Raw genomic sequence first — 17714 nt, 5'->3', positions numbered from 1 at the left:
CCCGCCCTCAAGGCCTTACCTCGGTGAGAGCGACCAGGTCGTTGCCCTCACGGAACGCCTTCCGCTGTTTCACGGCACCGTTCCCCTCCCGCAACGAACGCGCGACGCCGTCGCGTACCAGCTCGACCGCGTCCAGCTGTTGTAGCGCGGGATCGACGTGCCGCTGCAGTTGCTCGATCACCTCGGCCATCGGCATCGCCTCCGCGCTCAGTACGTCGAGGCCCTGCGCCGTCAGCCCGTCCCGGGCCGCCAGCCAGTACGCGGCACGGAGTACTTCCGGCTCCAGCGTCGGACCCTTCGAACCGTCCTCCAGTGCGGTCAGCACGATCGCTCTGACGAGTGTCGCGATCAGCACGGTCTCGTCGATCGTGAGCGGGATGTCGCTGACGCGCACCTCCACCGTCGGCAGGTGCGTCGACGGCCTGATGTCCCAGTAGACCATCTTCTCGTCGATCAGCGTCCCGGCCGCCAGATGCATGGCGACCAGGGCGTCGTAGTGGTCGGCCGATTCCAGGTACGGCGGTGGGCCGGCGCTCGGCCACCGTGTCGTCATCAGCCAGCGCCAGCTGGCGAACCCGGTGTCCTGGCCGATGTAGATCGGCGAGTTCGCACTCAGAGCGAGCAGAACCGGTAACCACGGACGCAGGTGGTTACTGACCCTTGTCGCAGCCTCCTTGTCCGGCACACCCACATGGACGTGACAGCCGCACACGCCCTGCTCACGAGCCAGCAGACCCCATTTACGTGCCAGCTCCTGGTATCGCGGCTTCTTGGTGATCGGCTGCGCTGCCCGTCCGTGCGGGGGTACGGCGATCGCCAGCAGCCGAGCGCCTTCCTCTGCGGCGGCGGAGGCCAGCTGGGAACGCATCCGGATCAGGTGGTCGCGGAGCTCGTCAGCAGTCGAGCAGACGGGCGTGTTGATCTCCACCATCGCCCTGCTCAGCTCCAGCGCGACATCCAGTTCTTTCGCGTCGGCGGCCACGGCACGGCTCCGCGGCAGCGGGTCGCCGCTCGCGGACACGAGGAGTAGCTCTTCCTCTACTCCGAAGGAGGGAAGTTTCACCTTCCACAGGTACCCACCGCCAACCGGTTAGGCTCTGCACCGTGAGTCTGCCTGTTGTCACCGCGACGCGGTACGTGTTGCCGCTGCGCGAAGGTGGTTCGTTGCCTGGTGTTGTCGAAGGCAACGACCTCGGGACGTACGTGATCAAGTTCCACGGCGCCGGCCAGGGGCCGAAGGCGCTGGTGGCGGAGGTGATCGTCGGCGAGCTGTTCCGCCGGCTCGGGCTGCGGGTGCCGGAGCTGAAGCTGATCGAGCTCGATCCGGCGATCGGGAAGTCGGAGCCGGACTTCGAGATCCAGGAGCTGCTGATCCGCAGCGCCGGGCTGAACCTGGCCGTCGACTTCCTGCCGGGCTCCTTCGGGTACGACGGCTCGGCCGGCAACCCCGGCGACGACGCGATGGCGCGGATCCTCTGGCTGGACGCGTACGTCGCGAACGTCGACCGTTCGTGGCGGAACACGAACCTGCTGGTCTGGCACAAGAACCTGTGGCTGATCGACCACGGCGCGGCCCTGTACTTCCACCACTCGTGGATGTCGGCGGAGAAGTTCGCGTCGCTGCCGTACGACGCCTCGGACCACGTCTTCTCCGTTGCGGTACCGGATGTGGCGAAGGTGGATGCAGAGCTGGCCGCGGCGATCAGCCCGTCGTTGCTCGAAGAGGTGGTAGGACTCGTGCCGGACGAGTGGCTGGGCGACGGCAGCCGCGAGCGGTACGTCGGACACCTGCTGGCGCGGCTCGAAGGACGGGCCGCTTGGGTGCCGGGAGGTGTGCGGTGAAGCCCTTCGACTACGTGATTCTGCGGGCCGCCCCGAGGATTCAACGGGGTGAGTTCATCAACGTCGGTGCGGTGCTCTACTGCCGGGCGCTGGACTACCTCGGAGCCGGTTGGGACGTTCGGCCGGAGCGTCTGATGGCGCTGGACCCAGATGTGGACGTTGACGTGGTGTGCGCGTCGTTGGAACAGGTACGGGCCATTTGCGCCGGCGATCCGGCGGGTGGACCAGCTGCCGCGACGAAGATCGGCGAGCGGTTCCGGTGGCTGGCTGCGCCGCGGAGTACCGTCGTACATCCGGGACCGATCCACAGCGGGATCACCACGGACCCCGCTGCGGAGCTGGAGCGGTTGCTCGACTCGTTCGTGCGTTAGCCCAAAGCCTTGGACACCACGTCACGGGCTTCGGTGAACACCTCCTCCAGGTGCTCTGCGCCCTTGAAGGACTCGCCGTAGATCTTGTAGAGGTCCTCTGTCCCGGACGGACGTGCAGCGAACCACGCAGACTCCGTAGTGACCTTGAGTCCGCCGATCGCCGCATCGTTGCCAGGAGCGTGGGTGAGCCGGTCGACGATCGGCTCTCCGGCCAGTTCGGTCGCGGTGACCGCTTCTGGCGTGAGAGCGGCCAGCTTGGCCTTCTGCTCACGACTCGCCGGTGCGTCGACCCGCGAGTACGCCGAAGCACCGAAGCGGTCCACCAGCTTGGCGTGAGCGACAGACGGAGTCTCCCCTGTCACCGCGGTGATCTCACTCGCCAGTAGCGCGAGCAGGATCCCGTCCTTGTCGGTGGTCCACACAGTGCCGTCGAAGCGCAAGAAGCTCGCCCCTGCTGATTCTTCACCACCGAACCCGACAGAACCGTCGACCAGCCCCGGTACGAACCATTTGAAGCCCACAGGTACCTCCCACAACCTGCGGCCCAGGTCAGCAACCACCCGGTCGATCAGCGAAGAAGAAACCAGCGTCTTCCCCACTGCGACATCCGGACCCCATTGCCGGTTGCTGAACAGGTAGGAGATCGCTACAGCCAAGTAGTGGTTCGGGTTCATCAGCCCTGCGTCCGGCGTGACGATGCCGTGCCGGTCCGCGTCCGCGTCGTTCCCGGTCGCGACGTCGTACTTGTCCCGCTGCGCGACCAGCGAAGCCATCGCGTACGGCGAGGAGCAGTCCATCCGGATCTTGCCGTCGTGGTCCAGCGTCATGAACGACCAGGACGGGTCCACCCGCGGGTTCACCACGGTCAGATCGAGGCCGTGCCGCTCGGCGATCGCCGCCCAGTAGTCGACGCTCGCGCCGCCCAGCGGGTCGGCGCCGATCTTCACGCCGGCGTCGCGGATCGCGGCCAGGTTCAGTACCGACGGCAGGTCGTCGACGTAGTGCCCGACGAAGTCGTACTCCCCCGCGTGCTGACGTGCCTGCTCGAACGGCTTGCGCCGTACCTCACGGTTGTCGCCGGCGATCAGCTGGTTGGCACGATCCGCGATCCACCTGGTCGCATCGGAGTCGGCCGGGCCGCCGTGCGGCGGGTTGTACTTGATACCGCCGTCCCGTGGCGGGTTGTGCGACGGCGTGATGACGATACCGTCGGCGTCCGCGCCCGCACCGCGGTTCAGCCGCAGGATCGCGTGCGACACGGCCGGCGTAGGTGTGAGCCGGTCCGCGCTGTCCACCAGCGTCTGCACGTCGTTGCCCGCCAGCACCTCGAGCACCGTCCGCCACGCGGGCTCGGACAGACCGTGGCTGTCCCGTCCGACCAGCAGCGGACCCGTCGTACCTTGGCCGGCCCGGTACTCGCAGACGGCCTGGGTGATCGCCAGGATGTGCGCCTCGTTGAAGGCGCCGTCGAGACTCGAGCCGCGGTGCCCCGACGTACCGAACACGACCTTCTGGGCCGGGTTCTCCACGTCCGGGGTGAGGTCGTGGTACGCCGCCAGCATGGCGTCGACGTCGACGAGGTCCTCGGGTTGTGCTGGCTGGCCTGCGCGTGGATGCATGACCACATGCAATCACAAGAAGGTCAGCTGCTGTACGGCGTAAGCAACTGGTCCACGGGTGCGTAGTCGTCGGTCAGGATCGGGGCGTCTCCGACGAACGAATCCAGCTGGTCGCGGATCTGCATGTTCGGTGCCAGCTTGCTCGCGATCGCGGGGACGGCGATCGGCCGGTCGGACGCGAGGACGACGAAGTTGCCGCCGCCGGTGCCGGCGAACTCGTCCGCGCGGGCGATCAGTGCGACGTACGGGAACTCGGCCTGCACGGTCTTGAGCTCGGCCTTCGCGAACTTCTCCGGCCCGTAGTCGATCACGTTGATCAGGTAGATCCCGTCCGGCCGCAGCACCCGCCGTACGTCGGCCACCACCTCGCGCGTGGTCAGGTGCCACGGCACCGACACCCCGCTGAACGCATCCATCAGAACCACGTCGCGGCTGTCCGTCGCCTCGTCGCGGATGCCGAGCCGCCCGTCCTTCACGGTGATGTTCAGGTCCGGACCGGTCCGTACGCCGAGTTCGCGCTTGTCGAGGTCCACCACGGCCGGGTCGATCTCGTACACCTGGTTCCTGCTGCCCGGACGCGTCGCCGTCAGGTATCGCGGCATGGTCAGACCGCCGCCACCGATGTGCAGCGCGCTCACCGGCTGCCCTTCCGGACGGCTGCCGTTGATCGCGGCGGCGAAGTTCTTGATGTACTCGAACTGCAGGTACGTCGGGTCGTCGAGGTCGACGTACGAGTGCCGCAGCCGGTCCAGGTACAGCGTCCGTCCGCCCTCTCGCGCCGGGTCCGCGACCACACGAGCACAGTGGTACGCCGTCTCGACCTCACACGGGCGCGGTGCGACGAGAGTCAGGGTGGCGCCGATGACCGCTAGGACGACAGGCTTGACCGCCTCACGCACTCCACGCAGCAGGAGCGTCAGTACGGCGCCTACGACGACCAGTGCGGCTCCAAGCGTAAGAACGATCGCACTGATCGGCACAGTGGCCACGAACACGAAGCCGGTCAACACCGTGCCGACGATGCCGCCGACCGTTGCGAAAGCAGACAGCCTGCCTACAACGGTTCCTGTCTGCTCCAGCGTCGCCAGCCGCAGCTTGGTGACCATTGGCGTGACGGCGGCCAGCAGTGAGGCCGGTGCGAAGAGGGTGATGGCAAGCACCAGAAACACCAGGTTGCTCGCGTCAGCACCCTGCAGCGCCTGACCGGTCCAGCGGACCACTGGGAGGATCAGCATCACCAGGGCGCCACTGAGCATGAACAGCGGCCCGAGTGTGCGCTGTGGCGGCACCGCATCCGCGAACCGGCCGCCCATGGCAGCACCGGTCGCAATAGCCGCCAGGGCTACCCCGATGACGGCAGTGTTGGTCTCCAGCGTCAGACCGATGTACGGCGCCACCAAGCGGAGCGACACCAGCTCCAGCACCATGACAGCAGCCGAACTCCCGAACGCCAGTCCCACGGCCAGTTTCTGTCCTACCGGCTTGTTCACCACGACACCTTATAGGGCTACTCGCCGGCGTCCAGGCGGGCTATCAGAGTCTTCGGGGCGATCTGGCGGTACGCGTTCTCGACCAGGTCCTCGAAGTGCTCCCAGTCGACGTCCACGTCCAGGAACACACCCAGCCAGCCGCGGTGGCCGACGTACGGCGGGCGGTAGAAGTGCTCCGGGTCCTCCGCCACCAGCGACTCCTGGACGCCGGGCGGGGCCGCCATCCAGACGCCGAGGCGGTCGTCGTGATGGTGGTCGGCGTACATCACGAACGTCTTCTTGTCCCGAACGAACCAGGTCGGCTCGCCGTGGCTCGGCCGCTCGGTCACCTCGGGCAGTGCCAGGCACAGGCTGCGTACGCGTTCCAGAACGTCCATCCGACTAGTGTCGTGGACCGGGGATGACCACACCGGACTCGTACGCGTACACGACCGCCTGTGCGCGGTCTCGCAGGTCCAGCTTGGTCAGGATGTTGCTCACATGGGTCTTGACCGTCTGCTCGGCCAGCACGAGCTCGTCGGCGATCTCCCGGTTGGACAGCCCTCGAGCGACCAGCCGCAGTACGTCGGTCTCGCGGGGCGTCAAGCGCGTCGGCTTGATCGGTACGACGGGTTGCGCGCGAGTGAAGTCCTCTACGAGCCGGCGCGTAACGGACGGGGCAAGGAGCGCGTCTCCTGCCGCCACGACCCGTACTGCGGCTGCGAGCTCGTCCGGAGTGGAGTGCTTCAGCAGGAACCCGCTGGCACCGGCGCGGAGCGCGGCGTACACGTAGTCATCAAGATCGAACGTCGTCAGCATCACGACCCGCGGCGGCTCGCCCGGCGTACTACCCGCGAGGATGCGCTGGGTCGCGGCGAGTCCGTCGAGCACAGGCATGCGTACGTCCATCAGGATCACGTCCGGCGTCAGCTCCGCCGCCAGGGCCACCGCCTGCGCGCCGTCACCGGCCTGGCCGACCACCTGGATGTCCGGCTGCGCGTCGAGCAGTGCACCGAAGCCGGCGCGCACCATCTCCTGGTCGTCAACCACCAAGACCGTGATCGCCACCCGCCACCTCCTCTCCGACCGGGATCACTGCCTGTACCAGATAACCGCCTGCAGGGGTCGGCCCCGTACTAACCCTCCCGTCGACGAGCGCCACCCGCTCCCGCATCCCCCGCAACCCCTGCCCGCCACCAGGAGCCGGCACTACGGGCCGCGGCGGCCTCTCGTTCTGCACCGTCACCTCCAGCTCGCCCGCAGTACGCCGTACCGTCACCTCTACTACTGCGTGCAGCGCGTGTCGTACTGCGTTGCTCAGACCTTCCTGTACGACGCGGTAGGCCGTCAGCTCGACAGCCGGGTCCAGACCGGACGGGAGGTCACTCGTCAGCCGCACGTCCGCTCCAGCACGCCGGGTGCTCTCGACGAGCTCAGCAACGTCCGAGAGCCCAGGCTGCGGTCCCAGTTCCTGCGGCTGTTCGGACGGCTCGCGCAGCAACCGCAGTACCCGACGCATCTCGGTCAGCGAAGCCCGTGCCTCGTCGGCAATGCCGGTGAACTCCTCGCGCACAGCGTCCGGTACGTCGACCAGCCTGTGCGGGGCACTGTCCGCGCGAACGACCACGACGGACAGGTGGTGCGCCACGACGTCATGCAACTCGCGGGCGATCCTTGCGCGCTCTTGCAGCCGCTCCCGCTCGGCCCGCTCCGCCTTGCTGATCGTCTCCTGCTCAGCGAGGCGTCGGCTCGCCTCACCACGGGAACGCAGCAGGTCTCCGACAACGACAGCAACGGCGGACAGTACGGCCATCGTGATCAGTCCGCGCCAGCCGCCACGGTCCGGCGCCAGCGTGATCGCTACGACGCCCAGGGCTTGCGTAGCGACCCACCAGCCGACCTGCTCCCGCCGGCCAAGTCCGCGCGCACCTGCGATAGCTACAACGAACGAGTGGCCGAACGCCGCCGTAGTACCCCACGGCCAAGGCTCACTCGAGCTCACAGGTGTGGTGAGCGCAGCCGTGACCGCTGTGGTGATCAGTGAGACCACGACCGCCGCGCGTGGACGCAGCCACGACAGGGACAGCGCCAACGCACGCGCGATGGCCAGAGCGAGTACGGCCCCCAGCGCTACCTCGTAGTGCTGTCCGAGATCCAGGACCGTCAGGAAGAGCAGTCCCGCGACGCCCAGGCCTGCGACCCATGACCACCGGCCACGCGGCCACCCGTTCGGCATCTGCACAGTTGGACCCTACTCACACCTGCTGCAGCCAGGCCCGGAAGAAGGCGCACGCACCGGCGGCCAGCACGATAGTTGCCGGCAGCACCCACTTGTGAACCCCCTGGACCAGGAGTGACTGCAGGGCGGCGATGCCACGTAGTACGAACAAGAACGCCACGACGCAAGGTAGGGCGATCAAGCCGTGCGTCAGCCACGCACCAGCGCGCGACGGGCCGCCCCATGTGCCCGGTTCCACGGCGCCGTGTTCCACGAACCCCCAGAAGGGTCCGCGGACGACAGCCAGCACGGTCAGGAACAGTACGAACAGGCCGGCCAGTCCGAGCACGGCGCTGAGCAGCCCGTAGCCGAAGGTCCGCGCATTGCTCATCGGCTGCACGTCGCTCCGCCCCAGGCGGTACTCCCCCAGCCGGCGCCAGCGCCGCGCGGCGGTCTCAGGCTCGCCGAGGATCGCGTCCGCCAGCGTCAGAATGCCGGCCGGCAGCAGCAGTACGTCGTACACGACCGAACGCTGCCAGCGGGTCCGGCGCCCGGGCGTCTCGGTGGTCGGTCGGCTCGGCCGGGTCGGTGCGTGCGTCATCGGATTCTCCTCGGTCTCAAGTCCTGAGATCGAGGTTAGGAACCGGACCGCCGCGGCACCTCCGGCCAGGGAGCCGATCGTGGACCGGTACCCGGGTAGGGGGTCGCTGTGATCCAGGTCACAGTGACCACGATGCGTGCCGCCGCGTTACACGGTCAGTGCCGGACGGTGCGCTGTGCGCCGATCGGGCCAGGACGGGGGATCTTCGTCCGACAGGAGGTACTGATGCGCATGCGGAACCTGGCGGTGGCAGTCGCGCTGCTCCCGGTTTTGCTGCTCCCGGGGTGCGGCAACGACACCGGCATGGTCGCCGCGGCACCCGCCGCCCACAAGGCGACCCGGGCCGCGACCACCGACGACGCGATCGGATCCGACGATCCGGTGCTGAACGCGTACTACGCGTACCGGGTCGCGCTCGACGTGATGATGCGCAGCGGTGGCGGCAAGACCAAGCAGCTCGAGCCGGTGATGACGCCGAAGATGTACCTGGCGATCAGCGCGCAGGCGAAGTACTTCCGGACGAACCGGCTGCACAACACCGGCCTCACCAAGGTCGTCTGGGCCAAGCGCACGCTCGCCTCGAACGGCGTCCTGGTCAGCGCCTGCTACGACACCACCGCGGCCCGGACGGTGAACGCCCGCGGCCGTGGCGTTCTGCCGAACACCACCCCGACACGCTGGCTCGATCAGATGCGCGTCGTCAACCAGGACTCCCGCTGGATCGTCGACGGCGGCACCACCACGCCAACCGCTTGCTGAACCCCACCGCAGCGCCTTTTGCCTCGGGTTTATGGCGGTGCGATCACGATCGCGTGCTCATCGGGTTCCGCAGCGTAGTCCCGGGAAGACTCCACGTGAGTGCCGGCGAGGTCGAGGGGTCCACCATGATCGACACACACATTCGCGGCTTGCTGCCGTCCTGGTTCGGCCGCCGACCACCGGACACGTTCCGCCCGCGCGGCACGAGTTCGAAGGTCAGCAGACTGGCGGCGCAGTACGACGCCGAGGTCGACGCCGCGCTGCAACGCCTGTGGCCGAAGGCGCGGATCTACCACGACCGCGAGTTCACCCGGGACCGAGCCGACTTCCTGCTGGTGGTCCGCGGCCGCGGCGTGATGATCGAGACCAAGGTCAAGAGCGACCCCGGCGTGTTCCGCGGCTCCACCCTTCCGCCGCTGCTGGACCGGCTGCAGCGCGACGGCCGGCGGCTCGTCGTCCTCGTCAACCAGGGCGACCCCGCACCGGCCCGCGATCTGATCAGCACCAGGCTCGGCGACAAAGGCCGGATCGTGGTCTGGTCCGGACCGCACCACGACACCGAACTCCGCCAGGCCGTCGAAGCCCTCCTCCGGCAAACCACCCGCCACGCGTGACGACGGGGACCTCCTGAGAGGTCCCCGTCGTGAGGTAAAGCGGTCAGGCGGACTTGATCGCCGAGACCTCGAGCTCGAGCGTGACCTTCTCGCTGACCAGGACGCCGCCGCCCTCGAGCGCCGCGTTCCAGCTGACGCCGAAGTCCTTGCGGTTGATCTGCACCGAGCCCTCGAGCCCGACGCGCTGGTTGCCGAACGGGTCGGTCGCCGAACCGGTGTACTCGAACTCGACGTCGACCGACTTGGTCACGCCGCGGATCGTCAGGTCGCCGGTGACCAGGAACTCGGCGTCGCCGGTCTTCTTGATCCCGGTGGACGTGAACGTGATCTCCGGGTGCTCGTCCATCGCCAGGAAGTCGTTGCTGCGGAGGTGCTCGTCGCGCTGGCCGTTGCGGGTGTTGATGCTCTTCGCCTGGATCGTCACCGTGCCGGACGAGTTCTCCGGGTTCTCACCGTCGATGTGGAAGGAGCCCTCGAACTCGTCGAAGGCACCGCGAACCTTGGTCACCATCGCGTGCCGGGCACTGAAGCCGATCCGGGTGTGGGCGGCGTCGAGGGTGTAGTCACCGCTCAGGGCGGCGTACTCGGTGGACATCGCGGATTCCTCCAGAGTTAACTAGTTGAACTTTACACAGTACAGATTTCACCTTTGACGCTGAGATGTCTACCCCACACCCGGCGTGCCCACCGGCTGGACCCGTCAGGATCGGACAATGAACTGGTCCAGCTCTGAAAGGTGTGGGTGGTGCAGCAGAAGGTGTACTGCGCGTCGGCGGCCGCCGACGTCTACCGGGCGATCAGTACGGTCCTCGGCCGCGAACGGTTCTGGGCCGCGTCGGCAGCGGAGTCCGGCGGGGCGATCTCGTTCGTCCTCGCCGACGGCCGTACCGACACGAGTCCGATCGAGGAGGCCGTACTGGATCGCCGTTACCGGCTGCGGTACTTCGGCCGCCGGCTGACGTTCACGCTCGCGCCGGCCGACCTGGGCACCGACCTGACGCTGGAGTTCGACGAGCCGGCCGACGCTCCCGAGTTCGTCTCGCTGCTGCTCCGGCTGAAAGCATCGGTCGACTTCGGCGTCGACCTGCGCAACCACGACCCGGCCCGGAGCACGTCGTACGCCGACTCCTGATCGTTGCCCGCAGCAACTAGATCCGGCTGGTGATCCGGCCCGGTAATCCGGTTGCGCGGCGGGCCGGGCGGCAGGTCTGATGGTCAGTCGAAGGATCGGAGGACCACCCGTGGAACCGCTCAGCGCGGACGAGATCAGGCGCTCGTTCGTCAACTCGACCAAGAGCCAGGTCAAGGCGATCGCCCTGCCCCCGAGGTTCACCGAGCTGCCCTGGGAGTCGCTGGACTTCCTCGGCTGGCGGGACGGCAAGGCCCCGAACCGGGGCTATCTCGTCGTCCGGCGTGACGACGGCGTGACCGGGATCGCGGTCAGCACCCAGACGTCGGGCGCGGCGCGCCGGTTCGCGGGCTTGTGCGACCTGTGCAACACCGCACACCACGTCAGCGACGTCGCGCTGTTCGCGGCCCGGCGCGCGGGCTCGGCGGGCCGCGAAGGCAACACCGTCGGCATGTACATCTGCGCGGATCTCGCCTGCTCGCTGTACATCCGCGGGCTGAAGGAGCTCGACGTACCGCAGGGCGAGACCGCCACGCCGGAGGTCCGCGCGGAGCGCCTCACGACACGGCTCGAAAGCTTCGTCCAGCGGGTCCTTCGCTAGGCCTCCAGCACTATCCTGGAAACACCCAGCCGGCCCGCAGGTGGACGCGAGAGAGAGCGAGTCGCGATGACCGAGTTCCGCATTACGCATGACATCGCCGAGGCGCACCCGGACATCCGCGAGCGACTCACCGCCACCACGATCGAGGCGATCAACGAGTCCAGCGCGCGCTCGCCCGAGGACGCGGCCCGGGTCCTGCGCCACAAGCTCGGCGAGATCGGCGTCCAGATCAGCGAACCCGCCTGCCTGTCCGCGATCGAGCGGATCCGCTCCGGGAAGCAACTGCTCTTCGAGATCGAACCGGCACCCGACGAGGGGTGAAGGCAGACCCGGATAAGGTGCGGGCGTGGATCTTGCTGAGCTGGGACGTCGGGTACAGACGACCGCACACCTGACCGGGGAGTTCGTGCTCCGCTCCGGACAGACGACGAACGAGTACTTCGACAAGTACCGCTTCGAGGCCGACCCGGTGCTGCTCGACGAGCTCGCCGCCGCGCTGGTCCCGCTCGTGCCGGACGGTACCGAGGTGCTCGCCGGACTGGAGATGGGCGGCATACCGGTCGTGACCGCACTGGGCCGGCACACCGGGCTGCCGTGCGCCTTCGTCCGCAAGGAGGCCAAGCCGTACGGCACGTGCCGCCTGGCCGAGGGCGCCGAGACCAAGGGCCGCCGGGTCACGATCGTCGAGGACGTCGTCACCACCGGCGGGCAGATCGTCTTGTCCACCAACGAACTGCGCGCCCTCGGCGCCACCGTCACCGACGCCGTCTGCGTCATCAACCGCAACCCCACCACCCCCGAACCACTCACCGCCGCCGGCCTGACCCTGCACGCCCTCCTCACCCCGGAACAGCTCAAGGCCTAGGCCGATCCGGCCCGGACCTACCCCGCCTTGCGCCGGTCTTCCGGAAGGAGACGGCGGAAGTCCTCGGCCGAGATGATCGGCACGTTGAGCTCGCGGGCCGCGCGGGCCTTCACCGACAGGCTGTCGACGTCGGCCGCGACCACGAACGTCGTGTCCGGCCGCACCGCCTCCTGCGGCGCGAACCCGGCCGCCACCGCGCGGTCCCACCACACCTCCCGCGGCTCGACCATGTCCCCGGTGAACACCAGCGTGCTCCCCCGCGGGAACCCGCGCGCCCCAGGACGATCGGGTACGACGTACCGGCCGCTGCTCGCGCGGAGCAACGCGTCGTCGACGTCGGAGGCCCGGCGCCCGAGCATCACCGCGACCTTGTCGAGGTCGATGCGCTGATCGGGAGTGATCGCGCCACTCGCCCACGAAACGTCCGCCAGCGCGGAAACGTAGTACCGATGGAGGTGGTCCACCTGCGGACGGGTCAGGCCGAGCTCGTTCGCCACCTGTACGAGCTGGTCGGCGTCCGCGGCCGTGATCTCGCGGTTGGCGAGGATCGTGTCGAGGAGCACCAGGTACGAGTCGGCCTGCGGCGGCTCCGGTACTCGCGGCAGCTGGTCGACGAGCCGGCTCATCCACCCGTGCCGCCCGCCGGCATGCACCGGCCGGACCGTCGGCGCGACGTCCCGCCCGGGCAGCTCCGGCCACGGCAACCGGCGAACCTCCTCGTACGCCCACTGCCACGGCGGCGGCGCCGCGAACGCCCCGAGGTACTGCGCGAACAGCTCCGCCGTCGCCCGCGTGTCCGCGAGCGCCGAATGCCAGCCCTCGATCGAGATCCCCGCTGCCGCACAGCACGCACCGAGCGTCCGCTTCGCGCCCGGATGCAGGTAACCCGCGAGCGCCATCGTGCACATCGACCGCTCGGTGATCAGCGGCACCGTGACCCCGAGCCGGGCGAACTCCGCCCGCAGGAACCCGAGATCGAACTCGACGTTGTGCCCGACAACCATCCGCCCGGCGAGCAGCTCACCCAGCTGCGCCGCGATGTCGCCGAACTGCGGCGCCGCCAGCACGTCCGACGTGAGGATGCCGTGGATGTGCTGAGGTCCCATGTCCCGTTGGGGATTCAGCAACGTGACCCACTCGCGCTCGACCTGCCCGCGCGCGTCCAGCAGCACGACCGCGACCTCGATCACCCGATGCCGATGGCTCGGCGACAGGCCGGTCGTCTCGGTGTCGATGACTGCGTACATCCAGGGCCTCCTCCGGTCGATGACCGACTGGAACAAGCCAATCACAGGCCGCCGACAGTTTCTGCGACCTCAGGATTCAGCGTCTGGTTCGGGGAGGTCGACGGCAATCTCGGCGCCGAGTTTCGCGCCGTGGGCCAGCCGTAGTTCGTCGCCGCTCCAGAACCGGCCCGGGTCGTACCAGTTCGGTTGCCGGCCGCGCAGCAGTCCCATCCCTTCGTACGTCAACGCGACCACCTCGGCGCAGTACGCCGACTCGAGCTCGAGCTCGCGGGAACCCTTGCGGACCGCGGGAATCCGGCCGCGGACCCACCTCGACGCGAGCCGTGCCGTCGACGGGAACGGCGTACCGTCCAGGCGCGCCACGATCCGCAGTACAGCGTCCTCCAGCTCCCGCGTGACCGGGTGGTCCAGCTGGCGCAACCACGCCTGCTGACCGTACTTACGGCCCCAGACGAGCACGGCGTCTCGCAGGTCGTGCAGCTGTACGCCGCGGTGGTGCGTACCGGTCCACACGTCCGGCAGCGAACGCCCCAGTTCGGCGTGCCACATCAGCGGCGGGAGGTCCTCGACGACGATCGCCATTCCGACGTGGTTGACCGGGCTGTTCGTGGTCAACTGGATCGCGCGATCCGCCGCGCTCGCACCACGGAACAGCCAAATGTCACCTGTTCGTGTCAGTTCCGTAGCGTCATCCAGTGAAATCCGGCTGTTCACATCGCTAGGTTAGTCGGCATGAAGGTATGGAAGGTGGTAGGGCTTGCGGGGCTCGTCGGCGTGGCCGCTACGGGCGTTGTGGTCGCACGGGGCGAGCGCAAACGCCGGGCGTACACCCCGGAAGAGGTCCGCGATCGGCTCAAGACCCGGGTCAAGGAAGCAGCGAACGCCTGACTCCCGGGCCCAATCGGCCGGGCACGCGTGGGTGCGCCGTAACTCGGTGGTACGGCGTCGGCCACGCGTGCCCGGCCGTCCTGCGTTAAAGGTTGTGTAAGGCAACTTCTTCCAGGCGGCCGGCCGCGATGGTGGCGGTCTGGTAGGTGCAGTACGGCTGCCGCCGGCGGTCCGTCGGCGAGCCCGGATTCAGCAGCCGCAACCCACCCGCGCTCGTGGTGTCCCACGGGATGTGGCTGTGCCCGAACACGAGCAGGTCGACCCCGGGGTACGCCGCCTCGCAGCGCTCCTCGCGCCCCTTCGCCGGACCGGTTTCGTGGACGACGGCAACCGACAGCCCGTCGAGTGTCACGCGCGCGACCTCAGGCAGCCGCGCCCGCAACTCCGGCCCGTCGTTGTTGCCCCAGCACCCGATCAGGCGGGCGGCGCGGGACTCCAACTCGTCCAGCAGTCCGACGTCCACCCAGTCGCCGGCGTGGATGACCACGTCGGCACGCTCGATCGCCTCCCATACCGACGCCGGCAACTTCTTCGCCCGCACCGGCAGGTGAGTGTCCGAGATCAGCACCAGACGCATGCGCCCACTCTCTATGCCTTCAGGGCCGCGATCAACTCCTTCTCCTTGGCGAGGCTCAGGCCGGCGCGGCGTTCGCGGTCCAGGCCGAGCTCGCGCTCCCAGGCGAGCGAGTCGACCATGAAGTCCTTGCGCGACCGGTGCGTCAGCCCGGCCGCCGCCGCGGCCGCACCGCTGCGCTCCGACCAGCCCTCGTACCCCGGCTCGGTGATCCACATCGCCAGCGACTCCGGACCCATGTACTGCTCGACCTTCTGCTCTTCCAGCCACGTCCGCGGCGCGAGCACCACCGGGCCGGTATGCCCGCCGATCTCCCGCGCCATCGCGATCCACTCCCCGAACGGCACGACCGGCCCGAACGTGTCGAAGGTCCCGGTCCGCCCGGACTCCGCGTTGTCCAGCAACCAGCTCGCGAGATCCCGTACGTCGATCACCGCCGTGGCGAGGTCGGGCGTGTCGGGCACCAGCAGGGGCTCCTCCGGCGCCAGGGCCGCCCGCGCCACCCACGCACCGGCCCGGTCGCTGGAGTCACCCGGCCCGCCGATCAGCCCGGCGCGCGCGATCACCAGCCGATCACCGACGGCCTCGATCGACGCAGCCTCACACGCGACCTTCGCCTCGCCGTACTGCCCCCGGTCCACCACGTCCTGCTCGGCGGGCTTTCGCAGTTCCGCCGACTCGTCCGCGCCGGGCGTGTCGTACTTCTCGTACACGTTGGCCGACGAGATGTACGTCCAATGCTTCGCCCGCGGGCCGAACGCGGCCAGTGCGCCCTTCACGAAACCTGGTTGCCACGACACCTCGAACACCGCGTCCCAGTCGTGGTCGGGCACCGCGTCGAGCGCATCCGGAAGGCTTCGATCGGCCGTCACCAGCGTCGCGCCGGGCGCCACAGCGCCGCTCTCACCACGCGCCACGCAGGTCACCGCATGACCGCGCGCGAGTGCCTGCGTCGCGAGCTCGCGTCCGACGAACGCCGTACCACCGAGGATCAGGATCTCCATGCGGACCAGCAAATCAGGCGCCGCCGACAATTCCCAGGATCCTCTGCCGACGGCAGAAACGACGGCGCGTGACCCGTTGCCCTCGTCACGTCACCGTAAGCACTCCGCCCTTGCCAGGCAGGCGATCCGGGCGCACTGTCGGAGCAGGAGACACCCAGGTGTGGGTGTCTGTTCAGAGCTAGGGGGAGAGATGGCTGGTTTCGTTCAGATCATCGAGTACCGGACGTCGAAACCGGACGAGGTGGCCGCGCTGATGGAGGAGTTCCGCGCCAAGCGCGAAGCCGATGCCGACGGCAACACTCCGGTCCGCGGCCTCACCTGCGCCGATCGCGACGACAAGGGCCGGTACTTCGCGATCGTCGAGTTCAACTCCTACGAGGAGGCGATGGCGAACTCACAACGCCCCGACACCACCGAGATGTCGGAACGAATGATGGAACTGTGCGACGGTCCGGGAACGTTCTACAACCTCGATCTGCTGGACCGGATGGACTACAGCTGACCCGGGCATCCTCAGGTACGGCGTACTCCGGCTCGCCCAGGAGTACGCCGTACCGAGGTGAACCGGTGCCAGGAGGGGGTTGACCCGGCACCGGTCGATCAGGTGCTCAGCGGAAGACGCGGGCCGCCGACCAGGGCGGCGCCGAGCCGTGCGAACCCAGGTCGCGCTCGGAGTGCAGCGGGTCCGGGTCCTGTCGCTCGGGCGTGGAGTGCAGGTCCGGCCACGGACGGGGCGGCAGGGATTCGCGCGGCGGTAACTTCAGATCGGGGTCCGGGCCGGGCTCCGGGTCGAGCCACTCGACCACGGTCGCCCCGCCGTGACCGTGGATGGCGACGACGGAGTCGATGCCGTCCCACACGGTCGTGGTCGGATAGTCGCCGTACCAGCGGAGCGCGACCGCGCCGTCGGTGAACTGCACACCTTCGGCGACAGGACCCGTACCGCTGACCCCGGAGACGTCCTGATGCCGGATCAGCCGGAAGCGCCGGGAAGTCATTTCGGCGCCACCTCCCAGAGCCGCTCCCCCGGCAGTCTGCGTTCCGGTCCCGGATCGTGCTCAGGCAACGGATCACTGGTCACCCGCAGCCCGGCGAACCGCCGCGACATCGCCTCCGCGTACCGCTCGGCCAGTTCCGCCTCGGCCCGGTAGTCCGCCACCACATGGTCCCCGAACCAGACCCGAACCCGACGACGCTCCACCCGCCCGGCGTCCACCTGAAGGGCAGAGGGAGGATCACCACCGTCGCCCATCTCAATACACCCGGCGCCGAGTCGAGCCGGTTCCCATCAGCGACCTCGCAAGACAACCCTTCACGTCAATCACTTCCACTTCCCTGTGGGGATGGGTTCACAGGTAGTGACGGCCCCGCCCACGCTTCATGACGCGACTTCCCAGAAAAATCTCACACACCGTGAAACCCCCACCTGGCTCGCATACGGCGGGGACAGCCGGCTTGGGGAGGATCCCCTCCTGATTCCGGCACAAGAACCTCCCCAACCCGCTCCCCATCCACGCCGGCGCCCGGGAGGTAGGCCGCCACGATCCACGACAACCCATGGCTCAGCACCAGGCCGACACCCGGCCGCGCCGCCGCCAACTCGTTGAAGAGCGCGCAGGCCTCGCGTGCTTGCTCCTCCTCGTCGCGCATGCCAGCAAGCCAAACGCTGATCTGGCCCGTGTACCGGTCGATCGCCGACACCTCGTCCGGCTCCGGATCTGCGACCGCGTGGATGTTCGGACCAACCTGCAGGCGCACGAGCCGTCCTTCGACCAGCCGGGACTGCATCTTGTAGAAGTACTCACCTCTCGCCCGATCCGAGCCGACCATCGTCTCGGGCCCGAGCACCCCCGCCATCCATTCCGCACCCTCAGCAACCGCCCACGGAGCGCGAAAAAGATGTCGTCGTCAGT

At 68.4% G+C, this 17714-nt stretch carries 25 protein-coding genes; 10 read left to right on the top strand and 15 right to left on the bottom strand.

From position 1 onward, the window contains the following. Nucleotides 1–7: 7 nt before the first annotated feature. Nucleotides 8–1063, bottom strand: a complete 1056-nt coding sequence (locus ACZ5BU_RS21230; protein ID WP_465701277.1) for a carboxylate-amine ligase — start codon at nucleotides 1061–1063, stop codon at nucleotides 8–10. A 41-nt stretch (nucleotides 1064–1104) separates the two neighbouring features. Here ACZ5BU_RS21230 and ACZ5BU_RS21225 point away from each other — a divergent pair, with 41 nt between their 5' ends. Both ACZ5BU_RS21225 and ACZ5BU_RS21220 read left to right on the top strand, forming a co-directional pair. Next, nucleotides 1105–1842 (top strand): HipA family kinase, encoded by a 738-nt coding sequence (locus tag ACZ5BU_RS21225; protein ID WP_465701275.1) that lies wholly within the window; start codon nucleotides 1105–1107, stop codon nucleotides 1840–1842. Then, nucleotides 1839–2213 (top strand): DUF3037 domain-containing protein, encoded by a 375-nt coding sequence (locus ACZ5BU_RS21220; RefSeq protein WP_465701274.1) that lies wholly within the window; start codon nucleotides 1839–1841, stop codon nucleotides 2211–2213. The genes ACZ5BU_RS21225 and ACZ5BU_RS21220 overlap by 4 nt, the downstream gene beginning before the upstream one ends. Here ACZ5BU_RS21220 and pgm read toward each other — a convergent pair. Genes pgm through ACZ5BU_RS21190 form a run of 6 tightly spaced genes read right to left on the bottom strand, consistent with a single transcriptional unit; the run spans nucleotide 2210 to nucleotide 8120 of the window. After that, nucleotides 2210–3832, bottom strand: coding sequence for a phosphoglucomutase (alpha-D-glucose-1,6-bisphosphate-dependent) (pgm, locus tag ACZ5BU_RS21215; RefSeq protein WP_465701272.1), 1623 nt, complete (start codon nucleotides 3830–3832; stop codon nucleotides 2210–2212). The genes ACZ5BU_RS21220 and pgm overlap by 4 nt on opposite strands. A gap of 23 nt (nucleotides 3833–3855) precedes the next feature. After that, nucleotides 3856–5322, bottom strand: a complete 1467-nt coding sequence (locus ACZ5BU_RS21210; RefSeq protein ID WP_465701271.1) for a fused MFS/spermidine synthase — start codon at nucleotides 5320–5322, stop codon at nucleotides 3856–3858. A 17-nt stretch (nucleotides 5323–5339) separates the two neighbouring features. Then, on the bottom strand, nucleotides 5340–5699 hold the full coding sequence (locus ACZ5BU_RS21205) for an MmcQ/YjbR family DNA-binding protein (protein ID WP_465701269.1): 360 nt from the start codon (nucleotides 5697–5699) through the stop codon (nucleotides 5340–5342). A 4-nt stretch (nucleotides 5700–5703) separates the two neighbouring features. After that, entirely contained in the window at nucleotides 5704–6369 is a 666-nt protein-coding gene (locus ACZ5BU_RS21200) for a response regulator (protein WP_465701268.1), read from the bottom strand. Continuing rightward, on the bottom strand, nucleotides 6344–7537 hold the full coding sequence (locus ACZ5BU_RS21195) for a sensor histidine kinase (RefSeq protein ID WP_465702665.1): 1194 nt from the start codon (nucleotides 7535–7537) through the stop codon (nucleotides 6344–6346). Before ACZ5BU_RS21195 ends, ACZ5BU_RS21200 begins: the two co-directional genes overlap by 26 nt. A gap of 19 nt (nucleotides 7538–7556) precedes the next feature. Then, nucleotides 7557–8120: a hypothetical protein gene (locus tag ACZ5BU_RS21190; protein ID WP_465701267.1), complete on the bottom strand. Its 564-nt coding sequence runs from the start codon at nucleotides 8118–8120 to the stop codon at nucleotides 7557–7559. 225 nt (nucleotides 8121–8345) lie between these two features. On the opposite strand from ACZ5BU_RS21190, the gene ACZ5BU_RS21185 reads away from it, so the two are divergent. After that, nucleotides 8346–8879, top strand: a complete 534-nt coding sequence (locus ACZ5BU_RS21185) for a hypothetical protein (RefSeq protein WP_465701266.1) — start codon at nucleotides 8346–8348, stop codon at nucleotides 8877–8879. A gap of 125 nt (nucleotides 8880–9004) precedes the next feature. Continuing rightward, nucleotides 9005–9493 carry a hypothetical protein gene (locus tag ACZ5BU_RS21180; protein ID WP_465701264.1) on the top strand — a complete coding sequence of 163 codons (489 nt, stop codon included), beginning with the start codon at nucleotides 9005–9007 and terminating at the stop codon, nucleotides 9491–9493. A gap of 43 nt (nucleotides 9494–9536) precedes the next feature. Here the strand turns inward: ACZ5BU_RS21180 and ACZ5BU_RS21175 are convergent, their stop codons facing one another. Then, nucleotides 9537–10088: a YceI family protein gene (locus tag ACZ5BU_RS21175; protein ID WP_465701263.1), complete on the bottom strand. Its 552-nt coding sequence runs from the start codon at nucleotides 10086–10088 to the stop codon at nucleotides 9537–9539. 150 nt (nucleotides 10089–10238) lie between these two features. On the opposite strand from ACZ5BU_RS21175, the gene ACZ5BU_RS21170 reads away from it, so the two are divergent. The 4 genes from ACZ5BU_RS21170 (at nucleotide 10239) to ACZ5BU_RS21155 (ending at nucleotide 12088) form a co-directional block, all read left to right on the top strand. Further along, the gene (locus ACZ5BU_RS21170) at nucleotides 10239–10625 is read left to right on the top strand and encodes a hypothetical protein (RefSeq protein WP_465701262.1); all 387 of its coding nucleotides are present in this window, start codon (nucleotides 10239–10241) and stop codon (nucleotides 10623–10625) included. Nucleotides 10626–10734: 109 nt separating this feature from the next. Continuing rightward, on the top strand, nucleotides 10735–11223 hold the full coding sequence (locus ACZ5BU_RS21165) for an FBP domain-containing protein (RefSeq protein ID WP_465701260.1): 489 nt from the start codon (nucleotides 10735–10737) through the stop codon (nucleotides 11221–11223). A 66-nt stretch (nucleotides 11224–11289) separates the two neighbouring features. Beyond that, the gene (locus ACZ5BU_RS21160; RefSeq protein ID WP_465701259.1) at nucleotides 11290–11544 is read left to right on the top strand and encodes a hypothetical protein; all 255 of its coding nucleotides are present in this window, start codon (nucleotides 11290–11292) and stop codon (nucleotides 11542–11544) included. Nucleotides 11545–11569: 25 nt separating this feature from the next. Continuing rightward, on the top strand, nucleotides 11570–12088 hold the full coding sequence (locus ACZ5BU_RS21155; RefSeq protein ID WP_465701258.1) for an orotate phosphoribosyltransferase: 519 nt from the start codon (nucleotides 11570–11572) through the stop codon (nucleotides 12086–12088). A 17-nt stretch (nucleotides 12089–12105) separates the two neighbouring features. Here the strand turns inward: ACZ5BU_RS21155 and ACZ5BU_RS21150 are convergent, their stop codons facing one another. Both ACZ5BU_RS21150 and ACZ5BU_RS21145 read right to left on the bottom strand, forming a co-directional pair. Next, a complete protein-coding gene (locus ACZ5BU_RS21150; RefSeq protein WP_465701257.1) occupies nucleotides 12106–13335 on the bottom strand; it encodes an exonuclease domain-containing protein in 1230 nt (409 codons plus the stop codon). Nucleotides 13336–13404: 69 nt separating this feature from the next. Further along, nucleotides 13405–13950, bottom strand: a complete 546-nt coding sequence (locus ACZ5BU_RS21145; protein WP_465701255.1) for a hypothetical protein — start codon at nucleotides 13948–13950, stop codon at nucleotides 13405–13407. 117 nt (nucleotides 13951–14067) lie between these two features. Between ACZ5BU_RS21145 and ACZ5BU_RS21140 the strand changes: the two genes are divergently transcribed. Then, nucleotides 14068–14223 carry a hypothetical protein gene (locus ACZ5BU_RS21140; RefSeq protein ID WP_166677970.1) on the top strand — a complete coding sequence of 52 codons (156 nt, stop codon included), beginning with the start codon at nucleotides 14068–14070 and terminating at the stop codon, nucleotides 14221–14223. 85 nt (nucleotides 14224–14308) lie between these two features. Here the strand turns inward: ACZ5BU_RS21140 and ACZ5BU_RS21135 are convergent, their stop codons facing one another. Both ACZ5BU_RS21135 and ACZ5BU_RS21130 read right to left on the bottom strand, forming a co-directional pair. After that, entirely contained in the window at nucleotides 14309–14800 is a 492-nt protein-coding gene (locus tag ACZ5BU_RS21135; RefSeq protein ID WP_465701254.1) for a metallophosphoesterase family protein, read from the bottom strand. Between the two features lie 11 nt (nucleotides 14801–14811). Beyond that, on the bottom strand, nucleotides 14812–15801 hold the full coding sequence (locus ACZ5BU_RS21130; protein ID WP_465701253.1) for an NAD-dependent epimerase/dehydratase family protein: 990 nt from the start codon (nucleotides 15799–15801) through the stop codon (nucleotides 14812–14814). A gap of 190 nt (nucleotides 15802–15991) precedes the next feature. On the opposite strand from ACZ5BU_RS21130, the gene ACZ5BU_RS21125 reads away from it, so the two are divergent. Beyond that, nucleotides 15992–16303, top strand: a complete 312-nt coding sequence (locus tag ACZ5BU_RS21125; RefSeq protein ID WP_465701251.1) for a hypothetical protein — start codon at nucleotides 15992–15994, stop codon at nucleotides 16301–16303. Between the two features lie 106 nt (nucleotides 16304–16409). On the opposite strand, the gene ACZ5BU_RS21120 is transcribed toward ACZ5BU_RS21125, so the two are convergent. The 3 genes from ACZ5BU_RS21120 to ACZ5BU_RS21110 form a co-directional block, all read right to left on the bottom strand. Then, the gene (locus ACZ5BU_RS21120; protein ID WP_465701250.1) at nucleotides 16410–16799 is read right to left on the bottom strand and encodes a hypothetical protein; all 390 of its coding nucleotides are present in this window, start codon (nucleotides 16797–16799) and stop codon (nucleotides 16410–16412) included. Next, nucleotides 16796–16960: a hypothetical protein gene (locus ACZ5BU_RS21115; RefSeq protein ID WP_465701249.1), complete on the bottom strand. Its 165-nt coding sequence runs from the start codon at nucleotides 16958–16960 to the stop codon at nucleotides 16796–16798. Before ACZ5BU_RS21115 ends, ACZ5BU_RS21120 begins: the two co-directional genes overlap by 4 nt. 245 nt (nucleotides 16961–17205) lie before the next feature. Continuing rightward, nucleotides 17206–17658, bottom strand: coding sequence for a hypothetical protein (locus ACZ5BU_RS21110; protein WP_465701247.1), 453 nt, complete (start codon nucleotides 17656–17658; stop codon nucleotides 17206–17208). Nucleotides 17659–17714 lie beyond the last annotated feature (56 nt).

Source organism: Kribbella sp. NPDC031520, assembly GCF_055580825.1.
The sequence above is the reverse complement of the archived record's forward strand: the minus strand, read 5'-3'. Positions and strand labels throughout refer to the sequence as shown.